At 37.1% G+C, this 18,340-nt stretch carries 18 protein-coding genes; 6 read left to right on the top strand and 12 right to left on the bottom strand.

Annotated features, from left to right (window positions below; genetic code table 11):
• Nucleotides 1–29: 29 nt before the first annotated feature.
• On the top strand, nucleotides 30–1,247 hold the full coding sequence (chrA, locus tag EZ456_RS17110; RefSeq protein ID WP_131532209.1) for a chromate efflux transporter: 1,218 nt from the start codon (nucleotides 30–32) through the stop codon (nucleotides 1,245–1,247).
• A gap of 558 nt (nucleotides 1,248–1,805) precedes the next feature.
• On the opposite strand, the gene dnaB is transcribed toward chrA, so the two are convergent.
• Entirely contained in the window at nucleotides 1,806–3,368 is a 1,563-nt protein-coding gene (dnaB, locus tag EZ456_RS17105; protein ID WP_131532207.1) for a replicative DNA helicase, read from the bottom strand.
• A 200-nt stretch (nucleotides 3,369–3,568) separates the two neighbouring features.
• Here dnaB and rlmB point away from each other — a divergent pair, with 200 nt between their 5' ends.
• Nucleotides 3,569–4,336 carry a 23S rRNA (guanosine(2251)-2'-O)-methyltransferase RlmB gene (gene rlmB / locus EZ456_RS17100; RefSeq protein ID WP_131532205.1) on the top strand — a complete coding sequence of 256 codons (768 nt, stop codon included), beginning with the start codon at nucleotides 3,569–3,571 and terminating at the stop codon, nucleotides 4,334–4,336.
• Between the two features lie 74 nt (nucleotides 4,337–4,410).
• On the opposite strand, the gene EZ456_RS17095 is transcribed toward rlmB, so the two are convergent.
• Both EZ456_RS17095 and EZ456_RS17090 read right to left on the bottom strand, forming a co-directional pair.
• Nucleotides 4,411–5,502: a mannose-1-phosphate guanylyltransferase gene (locus tag EZ456_RS17095; RefSeq protein ID WP_131532203.1), complete on the bottom strand. Its 1,092-nt coding sequence runs from the start codon at nucleotides 5,500–5,502 to the stop codon at nucleotides 4,411–4,413.
• A 14-nt stretch (nucleotides 5,503–5,516) separates the two neighbouring features.
• Nucleotides 5,517–6,485, bottom strand: coding sequence for a KpsF/GutQ family sugar-phosphate isomerase (locus EZ456_RS17090; protein ID WP_131532201.1), 969 nt, complete (start codon nucleotides 6,483–6,485; stop codon nucleotides 5,517–5,519).
• A gap of 91 nt (nucleotides 6,486–6,576) precedes the next feature.
• Between EZ456_RS17090 and recQ the strand changes: the two genes are divergently transcribed.
• The 3 genes from recQ to EZ456_RS17075 all read left to right on the top strand — a co-directional run bounded on the left by recQ (nucleotide 6,577) and on the right by EZ456_RS17075 (nucleotide 10,380).
• The gene (gene recQ / locus EZ456_RS17085) at nucleotides 6,577–8,766 is read left to right on the top strand and encodes a DNA helicase RecQ (RefSeq protein WP_131532199.1); all 2,190 of its coding nucleotides are present in this window, start codon (nucleotides 6,577–6,579) and stop codon (nucleotides 8,764–8,766) included.
• Between the two features lie 82 nt (nucleotides 8,767–8,848).
• The gene (gene kdsA, locus EZ456_RS17080) at nucleotides 8,849–9,661 is read left to right on the top strand and encodes a 3-deoxy-8-phosphooctulonate synthase (RefSeq protein ID WP_131532196.1); all 813 of its coding nucleotides are present in this window, start codon (nucleotides 8,849–8,851) and stop codon (nucleotides 9,659–9,661) included.
• A 2-nt stretch (nucleotides 9,662–9,663) separates the two neighbouring features.
• Nucleotides 9,664–10,380: a YqjF family protein gene (locus EZ456_RS17075; protein ID WP_131532194.1), complete on the top strand. Its 717-nt coding sequence runs from the start codon at nucleotides 9,664–9,666 to the stop codon at nucleotides 10,378–10,380.
• Between the two features lie 259 nt (nucleotides 10,381–10,639).
• Here EZ456_RS17075 and EZ456_RS17070 read toward each other — a convergent pair whose 3' ends face one another.
• The 4 genes from EZ456_RS17070 to EZ456_RS17055 are packed head-to-tail and all read right to left on the bottom strand — an operon-like array spanning nucleotide 10,640 to nucleotide 13,925.
• Nucleotides 10,640–11,056, bottom strand: coding sequence for a DUF6526 family protein (locus EZ456_RS17070; protein ID WP_131532192.1), 417 nt, complete (start codon nucleotides 11,054–11,056; stop codon nucleotides 10,640–10,642).
• Between the two features lie 21 nt (nucleotides 11,057–11,077).
• Nucleotides 11,078–11,365 carry a hypothetical protein gene (locus EZ456_RS17065; protein WP_131532190.1) on the bottom strand — a complete coding sequence of 96 codons (288 nt, stop codon included), beginning with the start codon at nucleotides 11,363–11,365 and terminating at the stop codon, nucleotides 11,078–11,080.
• A 12-nt stretch (nucleotides 11,366–11,377) separates the two neighbouring features.
• Nucleotides 11,378–13,264 carry an OmpA family protein gene (locus tag EZ456_RS17060; RefSeq protein WP_131532188.1) on the bottom strand — a complete coding sequence of 629 codons (1,887 nt, stop codon included), beginning with the start codon at nucleotides 13,262–13,264 and terminating at the stop codon, nucleotides 11,378–11,380.
• Nucleotides 13,265–13,301: 37 nt separating this feature from the next.
• The gene (locus EZ456_RS17055; protein WP_086546275.1) at nucleotides 13,302–13,925 is read right to left on the bottom strand and encodes a 7-carboxy-7-deazaguanine synthase QueE; all 624 of its coding nucleotides are present in this window, start codon (nucleotides 13,923–13,925) and stop codon (nucleotides 13,302–13,304) included.
• Nucleotides 13,926–14,032: 107 nt separating this feature from the next.
• Here EZ456_RS17055 and EZ456_RS17050 point away from each other — a divergent pair, with 107 nt between their 5' ends.
• Entirely contained in the window at nucleotides 14,033–14,368 is a 336-nt protein-coding gene (locus EZ456_RS17050; protein WP_131532186.1) for a Rieske (2Fe-2S) protein, read from the top strand.
• 85 nt (nucleotides 14,369–14,453) lie between these two features.
• On the opposite strand, the gene EZ456_RS17045 is transcribed toward EZ456_RS17050, so the two are convergent.
• From EZ456_RS17045 to EZ456_RS17025, 5 genes are all read right to left on the bottom strand, one after another.
• On the bottom strand, nucleotides 14,454–14,873 hold the full coding sequence (locus EZ456_RS17045; protein WP_131532184.1) for a PIN domain-containing protein: 420 nt from the start codon (nucleotides 14,871–14,873) through the stop codon (nucleotides 14,454–14,456).
• Nucleotides 14,874–14,876: 3 nt separating this feature from the next.
• The gene (locus tag EZ456_RS17040; RefSeq protein WP_131532182.1) at nucleotides 14,877–15,137 is read right to left on the bottom strand and encodes a DUF6364 family protein; all 261 of its coding nucleotides are present in this window, start codon (nucleotides 15,135–15,137) and stop codon (nucleotides 14,877–14,879) included.
• 146 nt (nucleotides 15,138–15,283) lie between these two features.
• Nucleotides 15,284–16,165 (bottom strand): bifunctional 5,10-methylenetetrahydrofolate dehydrogenase/5,10-methenyltetrahydrofolate cyclohydrolase, encoded by an 882-nt coding sequence (locus tag EZ456_RS17035; RefSeq protein ID WP_131532181.1) that lies wholly within the window; start codon nucleotides 16,163–16,165, stop codon nucleotides 15,284–15,286.
• An 87-nt stretch (nucleotides 16,166–16,252) separates the two neighbouring features.
• A complete protein-coding gene (lepA, locus tag EZ456_RS17030; RefSeq protein ID WP_116249814.1) occupies nucleotides 16,253–18,040 on the bottom strand; it encodes a translation elongation factor 4 in 1,788 nt (595 codons plus the stop codon).
• A complete protein-coding gene (locus EZ456_RS17025; protein WP_131532180.1) occupies nucleotides 18,024–18,236 on the bottom strand; it encodes a hypothetical protein in 213 nt (70 codons plus the stop codon). Before EZ456_RS17025 ends, lepA begins: the two co-directional genes overlap by 17 nt.
• Between the last annotated feature and the right edge of the window lie 104 nt (nucleotides 18,237–18,340).

Genomic DNA, 18,340 nt, shown 5'->3' with positions numbered 1-18,340 from the left:
CCTTAAGGGGCTTTTAGTTTAAATTATAAATGCAGATAAAACCTATTGCCACTAAAAAACAATGGCTGTTTATCAGAAATGTGATCTTTTTTACATTTACTTCTTTTGGAGGGGCGCAGGCGCATTTGGCGCTATTGCTTAAATACTTCGTTCAGAGCACTAAATTTATCTCAGAAGAAGAGTTGTTAGAACTAAATGCACTGGCACAGGTACTCCCAGGACCAGCATCTACACAAACCCTGGTTGGGATAGCCTGGAAGGTTGGAAAACTTAAATTAGCCATTATTACTTTCCTGATCTGGATTTTACCAACAGCAACCATAATGACCTTTGCTGCAATCAGTTATGCTTTACTCGATCAAAAGCAAAAGTTTAATGATATTTTAGAATACATCCAGCCAATTGCACTGGGTATTGTAGCTTACGGCGCATGGAAACTTGGTAAAAAGGTTTTATCCTCGCAGGTTTCTATATTTTTGGCCATTGCCTCGGTTATAGCAACCTTGGTTTTAAGAAATGCTTATGTATTTCCGCTATCTATATTAATAGGCGGAATGATCTCGTCAGCGATTGAAACCCCGAAAGAAGAAACTGAGTTAAGGGTTAAACTTTTTTCGAATATAAACCCGCGGAAATTAGTTTACTTTATTGGCGCATTATTATTGTTTGCATTGGTAGGGGCGATCATTAACAGAACATCACCTTTTAGCTTACCTATCCGTTTATTAGAAAATTTTTACCGGAACGGCATATTGGTGTTTGGTGGCGGACAGGTACTTGTTCCTTTGATGTTTACTGAGTTTGTAGAGATGAAACATTATTTACCTTCATCCGGTTTTTTATCTGGTTTTGCCTTACAGCAAGCCTTACCTGGCCCAACATTTTCGTTTACCAGCTACTTAGGCGCATTAAGCATGAAGAATTTTGGATACGGATTATGGGGCCAAATTCTAGGAGGATTAATTGGGGTTATCGGCATAAACTTACCTGGACTAATTCTCGTTTTATTTATTGTACCTTTTTGGGATGATCTGAAAAAGATCTCTCGGATCCGTCATAGCCTATCAGGAATCAATGCTGTTAGTGTTGGATTTATTATCGCTGCGTTTATTCTCCTCTTAATCCCAATGGGATTTAACTGGGTGTTTTTGGGGATTATGCTCGCTACGTTTCTGTTACTTAATTTCACTAAACTAAGCCCACCTGTTATCGTGTTGGCAGGCATATTAATTGGATATTTATTTTAGTATAAAATAATATCCAAATCGAGTTTATAGAAAAATTGTTAAAACTTGAAAAGCAAATACAGTAAATTTCAGGTTAATACAGTCCCGCTTTCACTGCTGCTCCGATGAAGAATCGGGAGCATTCGTTCTATCAGGTTTAGATTGGTTGGGCTTCGTGCTACTAGGCTCAGTTTCCGTGCCAGTGACATAGTTTTTAGTCTTTATTGCAGATGAAATCCTTTTTTGTCATGCTTAGGGATAATTTGTTGCATAAAAAACAATATTGATGACAGGAGAATTTAAGGAAAATAAATCTCCTCGGGGGGGCGTCATTTCGAACGAAGTGCAACGTAGCCGAGAAATCTATCTTCCAATTTAATCTGCCTCAAAGATCTCTCCACTCCGCGGTGCTTTGGTCGAGATGACGATCTATCAATAAGATTCTGTAAATGGTAACAGAGTCGAAGGGCAAAAAAGATCATAGCATAAAGCAACTGCAAACTTCAAAAAAGCTTAAAACCCCTATGCTAAAAAATAAAATAAGTTTTGTTCCGAATAACGGATATTGATTACTAGTTCCTAAAACGGCGGATCGTCATCGTTATAATCATCCATTTTTGATGGACGGATAATCACATTGCTTTGTTTTTCGAAATCTTGAGAAGGGTACATTCCGGCAGAGGGATCTGCAGCAAATGAATTTGGTGGTGCGTTAAAATCATCTTCCAGATCGACGAACTTCACAAACTTACCTATGAATTTAAGTGGTACAATTCCGGTTTCACCGTTACGGTGTTTTGCAATAATAACCTCACCAATACCAGCCTGCGATCTTCCTTGCTCATCTTCAGTAATACCGTAATACTCAGGACGGTACAAGAACAACACCATATCCGCATCCTGCTCAATTGAACCTGATTCACGTAAATCGGATAACATTGGTCGCTTTCCTTGTAAACCAGGTCTACTCTCTACCGCACGACTTAACTGTGATAGTGCAAGCACCGGAACATCAAGTTCTTTCGCAACAGATTTTAGCGCCCTAGATATACTACCAATTTCTTGCTCACGGTTACCGCCACCTTTTCCTTCTCCTTTACCATGCATTAACTGCAAGTAATCGACAATTACTAATTGAATATCGTATTGTGATTTTAATCTTCGGCATTTTGCCCTGAACTCAAAAATATTTAGTGCAGGTGTATCATCAATTAATAGGGGAGCTTCGGTTAAACGGCCAATTTTACTGTGCAACTGCTGCCATTCCCATTCCTGTAAATTTCCTTTTCTGATTTTTTCCTGTTCAATTTCTGCTTCTCCAGAAATCAAACGGTTAACCAACTGAACTGACGACATCTCTAATGAGAATACAACTGTTGGTTTTGCAAAATCAACGGTGGCGTTTCTTGCGCAGGTTAGTACGAATGCCGTTTTTCCCATCGCCGGACGTGCAGCAATAATTACTAAATCTTGCTTTTGCCAACCGCCTGTTATTCTATCCAATCCTGTAAAACCTGTTGGCACACCGGTTAAACCATCGGTTTTAGTACGAAGTTCTTCAAGCGTGGCTAACGATTGTTTGATAATATCGTCCATTTTCTGTGTATCTCTACGCAGGTTATTCTGTGCGATTTCAAAAAGTCCTTTTTCTGCCTGATCTAAGAGATCGAAAATATCAGTCGTATCTTCATAGGCATTTGTAATAATCTCGGTTGAGATTCTGATCAATTCACGCTGAATATATTTCTGAGAAATAATACGGGCGTGAAACTCAATATTCGCTGCTGAAGCAACTCTATTGGTTAAATTAGTGATGTAGTAAGCGCCTCCAACTATTTCTAAAGTACCTAATGTTCGCAGTTCAGCTGTTACTGTTAAAATATCAACCGGTCGTGATTTCTGAAATAGAATATGGATCGCTTCAAAAATTTTCTGGTGAGCAATGTTGTAAAAAACCTCTGGTTTTAAAACATCAATAACAGCAGAAAGCGCATCTTTTTCAAGCATCAAGGCACCTAAAACGGCTTCCTCGAGGTCTAATGCCTGAGGAGGAATTTTTCCTTGTGAACTAATGGTATTACTTAACCTGCTTTTTCTAGCAGTCATACTATTCTTTCCGCCTTGTTCATTATCGATACTCATTCAACAAAAGTAAACAAATTTTGATGCGATTGTTTGAATTAGTTACTAGCTGTTTGTTAACAAATTGAAGCATAATCAGATTAAATTTTCTAGGATTTTATAAATCGCAAAAATTTTTAAACAATTAAATGTTAATAAGAATGATATAGATTAGGGCTAAAACATTTTATTTGAATACTTTTGCCTAACAATTTCAAAACATGGATAATTTTAGAAGACCGCAACGCGCAAAAGAGAATAATGAGTTTGTATTTGGTATCAGAGCCGTAATTGAAGCCGTTAAAGCAGGAAGAGATATTGAAACAATTTATCAGCAACGCGGCTTAGGTGGCGAATTATTCTTAGAACTGAAAGCACTTTTAAAAGATACCCTGATCCCGTTAAATTCAGTTCCGATTGAGAAACTTAACCGCATGTCGCAGAAAAACCATCAAGGTGTAATTGCGGTGATTTCTCCGATTACCTATCAGAATATTGAAGATATTGTTCCTGCTGTTTTTGAAAAAGGTGAAGTGCCATTAATTTTGGTTTTAGATAGCGTGACTGATGTTCGTAATATGGGTGCAATAGCACGTACGGCTGCCTGTGTAGGTGTTCATGCTATTGTTGTTCCGTTAAAAAATGCGGCGCAGATCAATGCTGATGCGATTAAAACATCCGCAGGTGCATTATTTAGCATTCCGATTTGCCGCCATGCCAACCTGCACAAAACCTGCTTGTTTCTACAGGAAAGTGGCCTGCAAGTTGTAGCCTGTACCGAAAAAACCAGTGATTTTATTTATGCCCCGGATTATACCATGCCTACAGCAATTGTTATGGGCGCTGAAGATGAAGGAATTTCTAATGATCTTTTAAGGGTAGCCGATCATTTAGCTAAAATACCAATGGCTGGTAAAATCGAATCGCTAAATGTTTCGGTAGCTGCCGGGGTAATTTTATACGAAGCTGTTAGACAAAGAACAGTTTAATGTAAAAGGAGAGATGTAAAATGGATGATGTAGCGTAGTTCACATCATCCATTTTACATCACACATTATCCTTTCTAAATAAACTTATTCCCAAATCGGGATTTAACTTCAGCTACAAACTCTTTAACCCTTTGCTCTTCGTTTCTTGGGCAGATCATGAGCATATTATTGCTTTCTACAACAATGTAATCGTGAAGCCCCTGCAGGATAACCAATTTATCTTTCGGAACATTTACCATGCAGTTCGATGAATCGAACATCAGTACCTGCTCTGAAGGGATAACGGCATTACCAACATAGTCTTTCTCAGCCATCTCATAAATAGAGGCCCAGGTTCCTAAATCAGACCAGCCAAAATCAGATGGAAGCACATAAACATTATCTGCTTTTTCCATAATCCCAAAATCTATTGAAATATTGGTGCATTGGAAATAAGCATTATTAATAAAGGCTTTTTCTCCTTCAGTATTCAATTCAGATCTACCGATATTAAATATTTCATACATATCTGGCAGATGTTTTTCGAAGGCATTTAAAATCGCTTTAGCCGACCAGATAAATATCCCGGCATTCCAAAGAAAATCGCCGCTTTGCAAAAAAGATTTCGCCAATTCTAAATTTGGCTTTTCTGTAAATGTTTTAACCTTATGCAGATCAGTATCAGTGTTGAGCACATAATCGGTATGCTGAATATAACCATAGCCCGTATCTGGACGATTTGGTTTAATCCCTAATGTGATTAAACAATCGTTTTTGGAAGCTGCATCCAATGATTGCTCAATAGACTCTATAAAGCCATCAATATTGGCAATGGTATGATCAGAAGGAGCCACAACAATGGTCGCGTTTGGATTTAATTCTGCAATTTTTAAACTTCCGTAAGCAATACATGGTGCTGTATTCCTTAACAAAGGCTCTGCTAGAATTTGATTAGCGCTAAGCTGTGGTAACTGCTCTTTTACTAAATCCGAATAAATTTCGTTCGTAACAATAAAAATATTTTCAGGAAGGCAAATTTTTAAAAATCGATCGTAGGTACTTTGTATTAAAGTTTTACCTACGCCAAAAAAATCGATAAACTGTTTTGGGTATTCTGTTCTGCTTACTGGCCAAAAGCGACTTCCGACGCCACCAGCCATAATTAATGCATAATAATCTTTATTCATTTTATAAATTAAAATTACACGATACCTTCATTTAAAAGATCGTGTAAATGGATAATGCCAAAGTAAGTATTTTGTTCCAGAACTAACAACTGCGTTATATTGTTTTGTTTAATAATATCTAAGGCATCAACTGCTAAAGCATCAAATTGTATGCTCTTTGGTGTTCTGCCCATTATATCTTCGGCTTTTAAGTTTGCAATAGAATTGTTATTTTCTAACATCCGCCTAATATCACCATCGGTAATGATGCCAAGCACCTTATCGTCATCATCAACAACAACAACAGCACCCAAACGGTTTTTGCTAATTTCTATTAAAACATCTTTAACAGAAGCTGATGGATGTATGGCAGGTTTTTCATTAGATAGGGCAAGATCTCGGGCCTTTAAATATAATTTTTTTCCTAAAGATCCGCCCGGGTGATACTTTGCGAAATCTGATTCGTTAAAATCTCTACATTCCAATAAACAAATCGCTAAGGCATCGCCTAATGCCAATTGCGCTGTTGTACTTGTAGTGGGCGCCAAATTATGCGGACAAGCTTCTTTTTCGAAAGAAGTGTTCAAAATCAGATCAGCTTGCTCAGCTAAAAAAGAATTCATCTCACCAACCATCCCTATTAAAAGATTGCCAGAAGTTTTTAACAAAGGAGTAAGCACTTTTATCTCTGGAGTATTTCCACTTTTAGAGAGGCAGATTACAATATCATCCACCTGGATCATCCCCAGATCGCCATGAATAGCATCAGCAGCATGCATAAAAATAGCAGGAGTACCTGTTGAGTTAAAAGTTGCTACCATCTTTTGTGCGATGATTGCACTTTTCCCTATACCCGTTACAATTACCCGTCCTTTACCATGTAAAATGCTTGATACGACTTTTTCAAAATCGCTGTTAATATTCTTTGCAACATTTAATATTGCTGCTGCCTCAAGCTCTAATGTGCTTACAGCTGATTGGATTATCGATTTTTTACTTTTCAAAGAGAAAATAATTGTATGTTAATACTTGAAATTCTTGTAAAATTATGTTATTTTGGATACAAAAATAGCATCGCATATTTTATTACACAAAATGGACGTGAAAAAGTCGTTATTTGATAACCTACAAAATTTCTTCGGGTTTGATAATTTCAAGGGTGATCAGGAGTCGATCATTACAAATATTTTAGAAGGCAATAACACGTTTGTTATTATGCCAACAGGCGGAGGGAAGTCTATTTGCTATCAGTTGCCCGCTTTAATGAGCGAGGGAACAGCAATCGTTATCTCTCCACTAATTGCATTGATGAAAAACCAGGTAGACCAATTAAGGGCTTTTGGTGGAAATGACAGTATTGCTCACTTTCTGAATTCATCATTAAACAAATCTGAAATTACTCAAGTTAAATCTGATCTTTTAAGCGGTCAGACTAAGTTATTGTATGTTGCGCCCGAATCTCTGGCGAAGCAGGACAATATTGAATTTTTAAATCTGATTAAAATCTCTTTCGTTGCTGTTGATGAAGCGCACTGTATCTCTGAATGGGGGCACGATTTCAGACCAGAATACCGTAAGATCAAACAGGTTATTGCAGGATTGGGGAACAACATTCCAATTATTGCACTAACTGCAACTGCTACACCAAAAGTGCAGCAGGATATTATGAAGAACCTCGGAATGACGGAGGCAACATTGTTCAAATCTTCGTTTAACAGACCGAATCTCTTTTACGAGATCCGCCCTAAAAGAGACATTACTAAAGAGATTATTAAGTACATCAAGTCTAATCCAGGCAAATCGGGCATTATTTATTGCCTGAGCCGTAAAAAAGTAGAAGAAGTTGCAGAAGCGTTAAATCTGAATGGAATTAGCGCTTTGCCTTATCATGCAGGTTTAGATCCTAAGGTGAGAGCCGATACACAAGATAGGTTTTTGATGGAAGATGCAGAGGTTATTGTAGCTACCATCGCTTTTGGTATGGGGATCGATAAACCCGATGTTCGCTTCGTTATTCACCATGATGTGCCAAAGAGTATGGAAGGCTATTATCAGGAAACGGGTAGAGCTGGCCGTGATGGCGGTGAGGGGGTATGTATCGCTTTCTACGCTCAAAAAGATGTAGACAAGCTGGCTAAGTTTATGAAAGACAAACCAGTTTCAGAACGCGAAATTGGCACACAGATATTGAAAGAAGTGATTGATTATGCTGAATCTGGCGTTTGCCGTCGTAAGCAAATCCTTCATTATTTCGGTGAAAATTTTAATGAAACAGGATGTAATTGCATGTGTGACAATTGCAAAAAGCCTAAAAAACAATTTGATGCCGAAAGTCAATTGTCAACCGTTTTGAAATTTATCGAAAAATCAGGCGAAAAATTTGATGATGCACACTTGTTGAATGTTTTCTTAGGTTTAGAAACCGCTCAAACCATTGCTTACGAACACAGCAAAATTCCTGAATTTGGAATCGGTAAAGAAGAAGGTGAGTTGATGTGGAAATCGATTATTCGACAGGCTGTTTTAAATAATTACCTATTTAAAGATATCGATAATTACGGTTTATTAAAATTAACCAAGCAGGGAAGAGATTTTATTGTTAACCCTTATAGCCTTAAATTCATACTAAACGAACCAATAGAGAATGGTGTTGACGATGATGATGATGATGTAAAACAAGGTACAGGTGCTTTAGATACACATCTTTTATCGTTACTTAAAGAGCAGCGTAAAAAAATTGCGAAACAGAAAAGCGTGCCACCTTTTGTTGTATTTCAAGACCCATCTTTAGAGGAAATGTGTACACATTATCCAATTACGATGGAAGAACTTCGCCAGATTTCTGGTGTGGGTTCGGGTAAAGCGATGAAATTCGGAACACCTTTTATCGAACTGATCAAAAAATATGTCGAGGATAACGATATTGAACGTCCAATTGATCTGATTATTAAAACGCAGGCCAATAAATCGCAGATGAAGGTTTCGATCATTCAAAATATCGACAGACAGATTGGTTTGGAAGATATTGCCGATTCGAAAGGAATCACTTACGAAGAAATTCTGAAAGAGGTAGAGTCGATCGTTAACTCAGGTACTAAACTGAACCTGAATTACTTCATTGATGAAGTAATTGATGATGATAGGCAGGATGAAGTTTTTGATTATTTCAGGGCGGCCGAAAGCGATTCTATCGACGAAGCGCTCAATGAATTAGGCGAAACCGATTATACCCGCGAAGAAATTCAATTGATGCGAATTAAATTCATGTCAGAACTAGGAAACTAAAAATTAGACGTGAGGTATGAGAAGTTAGATTTCAGACAAATTCAGATCTCACATCTCGTGTCTCATGTCTCACATCTCAAAAATGATAAACTATTTAGATAAATTAAAAAATACAGCTTCAGGAAATTTCTTTTTAATGGCTGGTCCATGCGCCATTGAAGGTGAGGATATTGCCATGAGAATTGCCGAAAAGATTATTACAATTACCGATAAACTTCAGATTCCATATATTTTTAAAGGTTCGTACCGAAAAGCCAACAGAAGTAAACGAAGTTCTTTTACTGGCATTGGCGATGAAAAAGCTTTACGCATCTTAGAACGTATTGGTAGAGAATTTGGCGTACCGACTGTTACTGATATTCACGAAAGTGCTGAGGCTGCAATGGCTGCTGCCTATGTAGATGTATTGCAGATACCAGCATTTTTATGCCGTCAAACGGATTTATTAATCGCCGCTGCTGAAACAGGAAAAGTGGTGAATGTAAAAAAAGGCCAGTTCCTTTCTGCAGGTTCAATGAAATTTGCTGTAGAAAAAGTAAAAGAGGCTGGTAATAATAAAGTAATCCTAACTGATAGAGGTAATACCTTCGGTTATCAGGATTTGATTGTTGATTACCGTGGATTACCTGAGATGCAAAGTTTTGGCGTACCAGTGGTGATGGATTGTACACATTCCTTGCAGCAACCTAATCAGAGCAGTGGTGTAACTGGAGGTAAACCTGAGTTAATTTTAACCATTGCTAAAGCGGCAATTGCAGTTGGAGCAGATGGTTTATTTATTGAAACACACCCCGATCCTGCAAATGCAAAATCAGATGGTGCCAATATGTTACATTTAGACCTGTTGGAAGAAACGTTAACAAAACTGATCCGAATCAGACAAGCTATACTATAATTTTGAACAATCCGAAAGTATTTCTCACTGCCGAATGGCGCAAACTTGCTTTGGCACAGTATGCTGTAGATCAGGAAATACTTTCGAAATATCTCCCTCCACATACTGAGCTGGATGATTGGCAAGGTAAATACTATGTGAGTTTAGTGGGCTTTATGTTTGTTGATGTTAAGCTTCGAGGCCTTAACATTCCTTTCCATACCAATTTTGAGGAAGTTAATCTTAGATTTTATGTTAAATTTAAAGATGGCAGTACCTGGAAGCGGGGAGTAGTTTTTATCAAAGAATTTGTACCCAAGCCAGCCATCACCTTTGTAGCAAATACCATTTATAAAGAAAATTACCAAACATTTCCGATGAAACATGTTTGGATAGAACAGGAAAATCAAATTGAGGTAGATTATCTTTGGAAGAATAAAAATTGGCATAATTTTTCAGTAACGGCTGTATCAAAAGCTGAAGAAATCTTGGTCGGAAGTGAAGAAGAGTTTATCACCGAGCATTATTGGGGTTATACCAAAATCGGGAAAAATAGAACATCTGAATACGGGGTAGAGCATCCGCGCTGGGAAGCTTATCCTATAAAAGATTATAAAATCAATGTCGATTTTGAGATTAATTATGGTAGTGATTTTGCTTTCTTAACGCATACCAATCCCGATTCCGTAATGCTTGCAGAAGGTTCCGAGATTAGGGTTTTAAAAGGGAAGAAGTTTTAATACTGCCATACTTTTGTCATTCTGAATGCAATGAAGAATCTTTATATATAAATTTCAACCTGTATTTCATAAGCTAAGGATTCTTCACTATTTTCAGAATGACTGATTGCAAAGAACGATCGTCTTTCCCGCGCAGGCGGGAATCTTAATGCAATCTACAAATCATATAAAAGCATTACGATTCCCAATCGAGTTGGGAATGACGTATCACTCTAATGTTTTAGCTAAAAACTGTATTCTCAGAATGACAAAGTTACTATTATATTCTATGGTAATCTCCTCGCCAATGCTCAATGGCTTGTTTAAGCTCATCAGGAGATAACTTATTAGCCACAGCTCTATCAACTAAGGCTAAAAATTCTTCATCACTAGCAAAACGCAAAGCCATTATTTGTCTCATCCTTAACTCATTGGGAAGCGCTTTACCGGAAAGAATGTAATAACGCAACTTTTCTTCGGCCCTTGCAGCTCTATCCTGTGCTTTAAGCGCAAACATCCGTGCCATTACAGCTATAATCGCTATCAGGAAAAATGCAAGCACAATTAAGCCTGTAATTATGGTGGGGATGGCCATGCAAGAATAAATGGCAAAACCTAATCCTAAAATTGCTAAGGGTATTGTGAAAAAATGAAAAGGTGGATAAAATCTTTTATGGTTTCCGTAGTGCTGCGACATCTTTATCTATTTTATATATTATTACTTTTTATTTCTTGAAATTTGAAGCACATTTTTAATATGTTCAGCAACCGCTGCGCTTTGAATATTTTCTCCAGTTTCGATATACCTATTTACTGGTCCACCACATTTAAGACAAAAGCCTCTTAAAATAATATCATTCAATTTATTTAAATAAGGTTTATAATTCGTGATAGTAGACATCTTTTTACATTCTGTACAATAGGAGCTTTCTAGTATAATATCGAGGTGCTTATACTGCGCTAACATAATAATTTCTATGTCGTAATCTTCAATTTCTATTTCCATAAAATTCACCAATTATATTTTAGTGATCAAGAACGAGGTTCTACGGTTATTTTTTCGGCCTAATTCTGTTTTATTATCGGCAATGGGCTTACTGGCCCCAAAACCCTTAAAGGTAAGCTTTTTAGCATCAATACCGTTTTTGATCAGGTATTCGTAAACCGCATTTGCACGGTTAAATGATAATTTCTCATTCAATTTATCATCTCCAACATTATCTGTATGGCCCTGAATCTCAATCTGAACACTTTCATTTTGATGCAAAAAATCGATAAGTAGATTAAGTTCACGGATAGAGGCAGGTAAAAGATTAAACTTGTTGGTATCAAAGAATATATTCCTTAGTGTAACATTTCCGCCTTGCTTGATCTTTTCGATATAAACTTCAATCTGGTAAGGTTTATTAATATCCCCAGCCTTGAGCTCGAAGTTTTCAGAGTAAAACATGTAGCCTTCAGCATTTACATTAAACAAATAATTGCTTCCAACTGGCATTACCGCTAGAAATTGGCCAGTCTCCGGATCAGTATAATCATCAAAAACAGTTTTATTGGTTTTCAAATCTACCACCTGAACATTGCTTTCGATCGTTTTCTTAGTATCCCGGTCCCTTACAATCCCCTTCACATAAGAAACCTTTAATGGTTTGGCTACTTCAGGGATACCAAAACTATAAATATCCTGTAAACCAAATCCTCCTTTTAAGTTCGAAGAAAACAGGCCGAAATTCCCATCGGCACTTACTACCAAACCACTTTCATCTTCAAAAGAATTGATCGGATAACCAATATTAATGGGCTTTTGCCATTTGCCATCATTTTCCTGTCTGCTATAATAAATATCTTTATTCCCGAAACTTGGCCAACCATCAGAAGAAAAATATAAAGTTTTACCATCCACATGCAAAAAAGGGGTATTCTCATCGAAAGCGGTATTAATGTCTGGTCCAAGATTAATGGCAGGTCCCCATTTGGTATCGTCGGTAATGGTACTTTTCCATATATCATAACCACCGGATCCACCAGGTCTGTTGCTGATAAAATATAAAGTCCGTCCATCGGGGCTTATTGCAGGCTGCGATTCCCAGAATTCTGAATTAACGGGCTGACCAACATTATAAGGTTCACCCCAATCTTTTCCTTCACGGTGCGAAACGTAAATATCACACCTACCTAAACCATCAGGGCGGTTGCACCCGGTAAAAAACAGATACTTACCATCAGGAGAAATGGTTTGTGCACCTTCATTGTATTTCGTTGTGTTTATTTTGCTTGATAATGGTGTGGCAAGACCCCATGAGTTATTTTTAAACTGCGAGGTCCAAAAGTCTTCATTGCCATTCACCTGACGAGTAAAAACCAAGGTTTCGCCATCAGCAGTTATCGCAGGAAAGTACTCAGCATCAGTTGTATTTACGCCTTCACCTAAATTTGTTGGGCTATATTTTACGGATTTCTTTATTGCTATGGTAGCAAAATCGCAATCTAAAAGGTATTTTTTTGCTCTTCTCGCTCTATCAGACGACGAATCTAGCATCAAAAATTCACTAAAATGTTGTTTCGCTTTTAAATACTCTTGCGTAGCAAATTCTGTTTCGGCCAAGCCATAAATTACTTGTGGAGCCACAGCTTTATTGATCAAGATCGCTTTTTCATAAGCCGTTCTGGCATCCGGATATTTTTTTTGTGCTTTATAAATACCACCTAATACTACATAGGCATTTTGAAATAATGGATCGGCCTCAACAGCACTTTTTAAAGCCTGTTCGGCAGATATATAATCCAGTTTCTGAATCAGTGGACCAGCCTTTTCGAAAAAAGTCTGTGCTTTTTTGTTAGATGAGCTTTGCCCAAAACAATAAATGCTCAGTATGCTAAAGATAAGGACGAGACGGAATTTCATTACATTAACATTTGGTTATAAAGCTAATGTATTGTTTTTAAGGAATATTTAAAAATTTGTGGGTTTGTAAAGAAATTTCCCATTTAGGATTGGCCATTACATATTCGATAATTAATGGAGTAATTTCTTTTGATTTAGACCATTCTGGTTGAAGGTATAGCTTACAGGTAGGAGATACCATTGCTGCATATTCTTCTGCCCATTTAAAATCACTTTTATTAAAAACAATAACCTTTAATTCATGTGCAAATGGCGTAATATCTGGTCTTGGCGCCTTAAATTTCTTTGGCGACAAACAGATCCAGTCCCAGTTTCCAGAAAGTGGGTAGGCACCAGATGTTTCGATAAAGGTAAGAATACCTCTTTCTTTTAACTTATTGGTTAAATAATCGAGATTATAAATCAAGGGCTCGCCACCAGTAATTACAACAGCTTTACCCGGAAATTTATCGGCATTTTCTACAATAACATCTGATGGGGTAAGTGGATGCATTTCTGCATCCCAGCTTTCTTTAACATCGCACCAATGGCAGCCTACATCGCAGCCTCCTAAACGGATAAAATAAGCTGCTTTACCAGTATTAAATCCTTCGCCCTGTATAGTATAAAATTCTTCCATTAAAGGAAGTAATGTGCCGTCTTCTGGTATTTCTTGTTTCATTTTTGAGGATGCAAATATCCTAAAAAAATATGGTGAAGCAGTTCCTCTTTTGAAATTTAATGGAAAGATGAAATAAGAGTGATATTTATTTGCTGTATTTTAGCAGAATGAAGTGGTTTAAGGCATTAAATAACAACCAAATTCCCCGTCCAGATACCATCAAAACCATTGAGGTTGCCGGAAAACAGATCTGTCTGATCAATAATGACAATAAAATTATCGCGACTCAATCTCATTGTCCGCATGCTGGTGGCCATTTTAGTGGAGGCTGGTGCAAAAATGGAAACCTTGTTTGCCCAATCCATCGATATGAGTATAATTTAACCACAGGTAGGGGCGCAGAAGGGCAAGGCGATTACATCAATATCTACCCAACCGAATTACGTGAAGATGGCCTCTATATTGGTTTCGAAGAAAGTTGGTGGAGTAAACTTTGGGGATGATATATTCACGTCATGCTGAATTTATTTCAGTATCTCTTTAATTAAGACCCTGAAATAAATTCAGGGTGACGAGTGTATTATAAAATCAATTTAACAAATGCCTCTTGAAAAAATCCTGGCAGTTCAAAATTTCAATTTCTGAGAAATAAAAATCTTCAATATCTTCTGTAATAATACATTTGCACTCAACAGATTTGGCAGCATAATATTCCAGTCCGTCTTCAAAATCGTGAATTGATTTGTTCGATAAAGTATCCAAAACACCTTTTGATGAATTTTCAGCAATCTTAATGTGTTGGCAAAGCAAATCTATTTTCTGCTTGGCTAATTGAGATTTATGTTTTTTTTCAGCGAAATAAAATGCTATAGCTAAACAAAGGGGAGAAGTATAAATTTCAAAATTTGGATGCGATGCTAAACTTAAAATTCTCGATGAATAGGTATAAAGTGGGAATTCCTTATTCAATACAGAAACAAGAACATTCGCATCTAAAAATATCTTCATCAATTACTTTTTAGAAGAATAGTACTCGTTTTTTGAATCTTTACGTGTTGATTTTGGCATTTTTTTATACTCTACTTCACCCTCAGCTACCATGCTCACCCAATCTGAAATGGGAAAGTCTTCTAAAGATTTATATTCTTTAGCAGTTACCTGAGTTAAGAGGTGCTCTATTAATCGCGATAAGCTAATGTTGTTTTCAGCGGCATATTTTTTTGCCCTTACCACAACATCTTGATTAAAACTTAAAGTTAACTTAGTATCCATCTAATTAAATTTTAATTCAAATATAACAATTACACGTAGGGATTTAAAATATTACACGTAAAAAAAATCGACTCAAATATTTGAGTCGATTTTTAATATCTATGGCAGTAGGTTTTCGCTTTAGTTTTAAACTTTTACCTTTTCGTTTATGAATAAATTTCTTTCCTTGCCGATGCCAGCGTATTTTTCAGTAAACCTACAATTGTCATTAAACCCACACCACCTGGTACAGGCGTAATGTATGAAGCTTTTGGTGCCACGTTTTCGAAATCTACATCCCCATATAACTTAAATCCCGATTTGGTTTCAGCAGAAGTTTCTCGGTTAATACCTACGTCAATAATAATGGCACCAGGTTTTATCATATCGGCAGTAACAAAATTCTTTTTACCAATTGCAGCAATCACAATATCAGCCTGGAGAACCTGCTCTTTTAGATCTTTAGTACGTGAGTGTGTAAGTGTTACCGTACAATTGCCTGGGTTTGCGTTACGGGCCATTAGAATACTCATTGGGCTACCCACAATGTTACTACGACCAACAACAACACAGTGCATTCCTGTGGTGTCGATACCATACTCTTGCAACATCAATAAAATACCATAAGGCGTTGCCGGGATGAAGCAAGGTAGGTTACGCATCATCCTGCCTAAATTTACAGGGTGAAAACCATCTACATCTTTACGGTGATCAATCTTTTCAGTAACTTTCTCCGGATCGATGTGTTTTGGCAGAGGCAACTGAACAATTAACCCGTCTACATCATCATCCTGATTAATTTCTTCAATTTTCGCCAATAATTCAGCTTCAGTTACCGAGTTATCATATCGATGTAGTGATGATTTAAAACCAACTTTTTCGCAGTTTTTCATCTTACTGGCTACATAGGTTTCGCTTCCCCCATCATTACCAACTAAAATAGCAACTAGGTGTGGCTTGCGACCACTTTTATTTAAAAATTCGGCAGCTTCTTCTGCAATTTGAACTTTAACTTTTTCTGATACGTATTTACCGTCTAATAATTTCATTCTTATGAGATGTGAGATACTAGATATTAGATTTGAGATCGGACGGCTATTGTCTCATGTCTCAAATCTAACATCTCAAATCTTATTCTAATCTAATTTCAAAACCGCCATAAATGCACTTTGTGGAATCTCTACGTTACCCACCTGACGCATGCGTTTTTTACCTTTTTTCTGTTTCTCCAATAACTTACGCTTACGGGAAATATCACCACCATAACATTTAGCCGTTACATCCTTACGCAATGCACTAAGCGTTTCACGGGCAATAACTTTAGCACCAATAGAGGCCTGTATTTTAATCTCAAATTGTTGACGAGGGATTAATTCTCTTAATTTCTCGCAGATTTTCTTTCCGAAATCGTAAGCATTACTACGGTGAATCAGAGATGATAACGCATCAACAGGTTCGTCATTTAACAATAAATCAAGGCGTACCAAATCAGATTTACGATAACCAATTTGGTGATAATCAAACGAAGCGTATCCCTTAGAAAGTGTTTTTAACCTGTCATAGAAGTCGAATACAATTTCGGCCATTGGCATTTCGAAAACCAATTCAACCCGGTCTGATGTTAGATATGATTGATTAATAATCGCTCCTCGTTTTTGAATACAAAGCGACATTATTGGACCAACAAAGTCAGCCTTGGTAATAATATTTGCTTTAATATAAGGTTCTTCAACCGAATCCAATTTACTTGGATCTGGCAAATCAGATGGATTATTTACGATAAACTCATCACCTTTAGTGGTATGTGCAATATACGATACGTTGGGAACCGTTGTAATTACGGTCATATCAAATTCACGCTCTAAACGCTCCTGGATAATCTCCATGTGCAACATTCCTAAGAATCCGCAACGGAAACCGAAGCCTAGTGCCGCAGAACTCTCCGGTTCGAAAACGATAGAGGCATCATTCAATTGCAACTTGTGCATGGCTTCCCGTAATTCTTCAAACTCATCGGTATCAACAGGATAAATCCCGGCAAAAACCATTGGTTTAACCTCTTCAAAACCTTGAATAGAATCTAACGATGGTCTGGCCACAGTAGTAATAGTATCACCAACTTTTACCTCTCTGGCTTCTTTAATCCCAGAAATAATGTAACCCACATCTCCAGTTTTAACCACACTACGTGGCGACATATCCAATTTCAAAATACCTACTTCATCAGCCAGATATTCTTTTCCTGTATTAATAAACTTTACTTTATCACCCTTCTTGATTTCGCCGTTAACTACTTTATAATAAGCAATAATGCCTCTGAATGAGTTAAAAACAGAGTCGAAAATCAATGCTTGCAGCGGTGCTTCCGGATCTCCAACCGGAGCTGGAACGCGGTCAACAATTGCTTGTATAATATCAGGAATTCCCATTCCAGTTTTACCTGATGCAGGAATAATATCTTCACGTTTACATCCAATCAAGTCAATAATTTGGTCTTTAACTTCCTCGGGCATTGCCCCAGGTAAATCCATTTTATTTAAAATAGGAATAATCTCAAGGTCATGCTCTAAAGCTAAGTATAAGTTGGAAATGGTCTGTGCCTGAATCCCTTGCGAAGCATCAACAATAAGCAAAGCACCCTCGCAGGCAGCAATAGAACGTGAAACTTCGTATGAAAAATCTACGTGTCCAGGTGTGTCAATAAGGTTGAAATTATATTCAATATCACCAACTTTATAGTTCATTTGTATGGCATGACTTTTAATAGTTATGCCTCTCTCACGCTCTAAATCCATGTTATCGAGCAACTGCGCCTGTGCTTCACGCTTCGAAATTGTCTCGGTGTATTCTAATAACCTATCAGCCAAGGTGCTTTTACCATGGTCGATATGTGCAATAATGCAAAAATTACGTATATGCTTCATCTTTGCGCAAAGATATGTTTTTTAAGGTAATTTTTAATCTAGAAAATATCGATACCAGATACATTAATTTGAAAAGCAAATGCAGTGGTTTTTCGGTTACTGCAGTCCTGCTTTCCACTTTATCCCGATGTTGGTTCAATGCTGGTCCGATAGGTAGAAAATCGGGATGTTCGTTCCAATCAGATTTATTAACCATTTGTAGTAATTCTTTTGAAGAGTTTTATGACCTGATGCTTAAAATTAACCACATATAAACACAGATAATATTTATTCAATCTGACAATATATATCTGTGTGCAT

The organism is Pedobacter psychrodurus, from assembly GCF_004331735.1.
Lineage (GTDB): Bacteria > Bacteroidota > Bacteroidia > Sphingobacteriales > Sphingobacteriaceae > Pedobacter > Pedobacter psychrodurus.
The sequence above is the reverse complement of the archived record's forward strand: the minus strand, read 5'-3'. Positions and strand labels throughout refer to the sequence as shown.

Bases quoted from the DNA above. Each gene is read 5' to 3' on its own strand.
- chrA (WP_131532209.1), top strand. From the start codon at position 30: ATGCAGATAAAACCTATTGCCACTAAAAAACAATGGCTGTTTATCAGA.
- dnaB (WP_131532207.1), bottom strand. From the start codon at position 3,368: ATGAGTATCGATAATGAACAAGGCGGAAAGAATAGTATGACTGCTAGA.
- rlmB (WP_131532205.1), top strand. From the start codon at position 3,569: ATGGATAATTTTAGAAGACCGCAACGCGCAAAAGAGAATAATGAGTTT.
- EZ456_RS17095 (WP_131532203.1), bottom strand. From the start codon at position 5,502: ATGAATAAAGATTATTATGCATTAATTATGGCTGGTGGCGTCGGAAGT.
- recQ (WP_131532199.1), top strand. From the start codon at position 6,577: ATGGACGTGAAAAAGTCGTTATTTGATAACCTACAAAATTTCTTCGGG.
- kdsA (WP_131532196.1), top strand. From the start codon at position 8,849: ATGATAAACTATTTAGATAAATTAAAAAATACAGCTTCAGGAAATTTC.
- EZ456_RS17070 (WP_131532192.1), bottom strand. From the start codon at position 11,056: ATGTCGCAGCACTACGGAAACCATAAAAGATTTTATCCACCTTTTCAT.
- EZ456_RS17065 (WP_131532190.1), bottom strand. From the start codon at position 11,365: ATGGAAATAGAAATTGAAGATTACGACATAGAAATTATTATGTTAGCG.
- EZ456_RS17060 (WP_131532188.1), bottom strand. From the start codon at position 13,264: ATGAAATTCCGTCTCGTCCTTATCTTTAGCATACTGAGCATTTATTGT.
- EZ456_RS17055 (WP_086546275.1), bottom strand. From the start codon at position 13,925: ATGAAACAAGAAATACCAGAAGACGGCACATTACTTCCTTTAATGGAA.
- EZ456_RS17050 (WP_131532186.1), top strand. From the start codon at position 14,033: ATGAAGTGGTTTAAGGCATTAAATAACAACCAAATTCCCCGTCCAGAT.
- EZ456_RS17045 (WP_131532184.1), bottom strand. From the start codon at position 14,873: ATGAAGATATTTTTAGATGCGAATGTTCTTGTTTCTGTATTGAATAAG.
- EZ456_RS17040 (WP_131532182.1), bottom strand. From the start codon at position 15,137: ATGGATACTAAGTTAACTTTAAGTTTTAATCAAGATGTTGTGGTAAGG.
- EZ456_RS17035 (WP_131532181.1), bottom strand. From the start codon at position 16,165: ATGAAATTATTAGACGGTAAATACGTATCAGAAAAAGTTAAAGTTCAA.
- lepA (WP_116249814.1), bottom strand. From the start codon at position 18,040: ATGAAGCATATACGTAATTTTTGCATTATTGCACATATCGACCATGGT.
- EZ456_RS17025 (WP_131532180.1), bottom strand. From the start codon at position 18,236: ATGGTTAATAAATCTGATTGGAACGAACATCCCGATTTTCTACCTATC.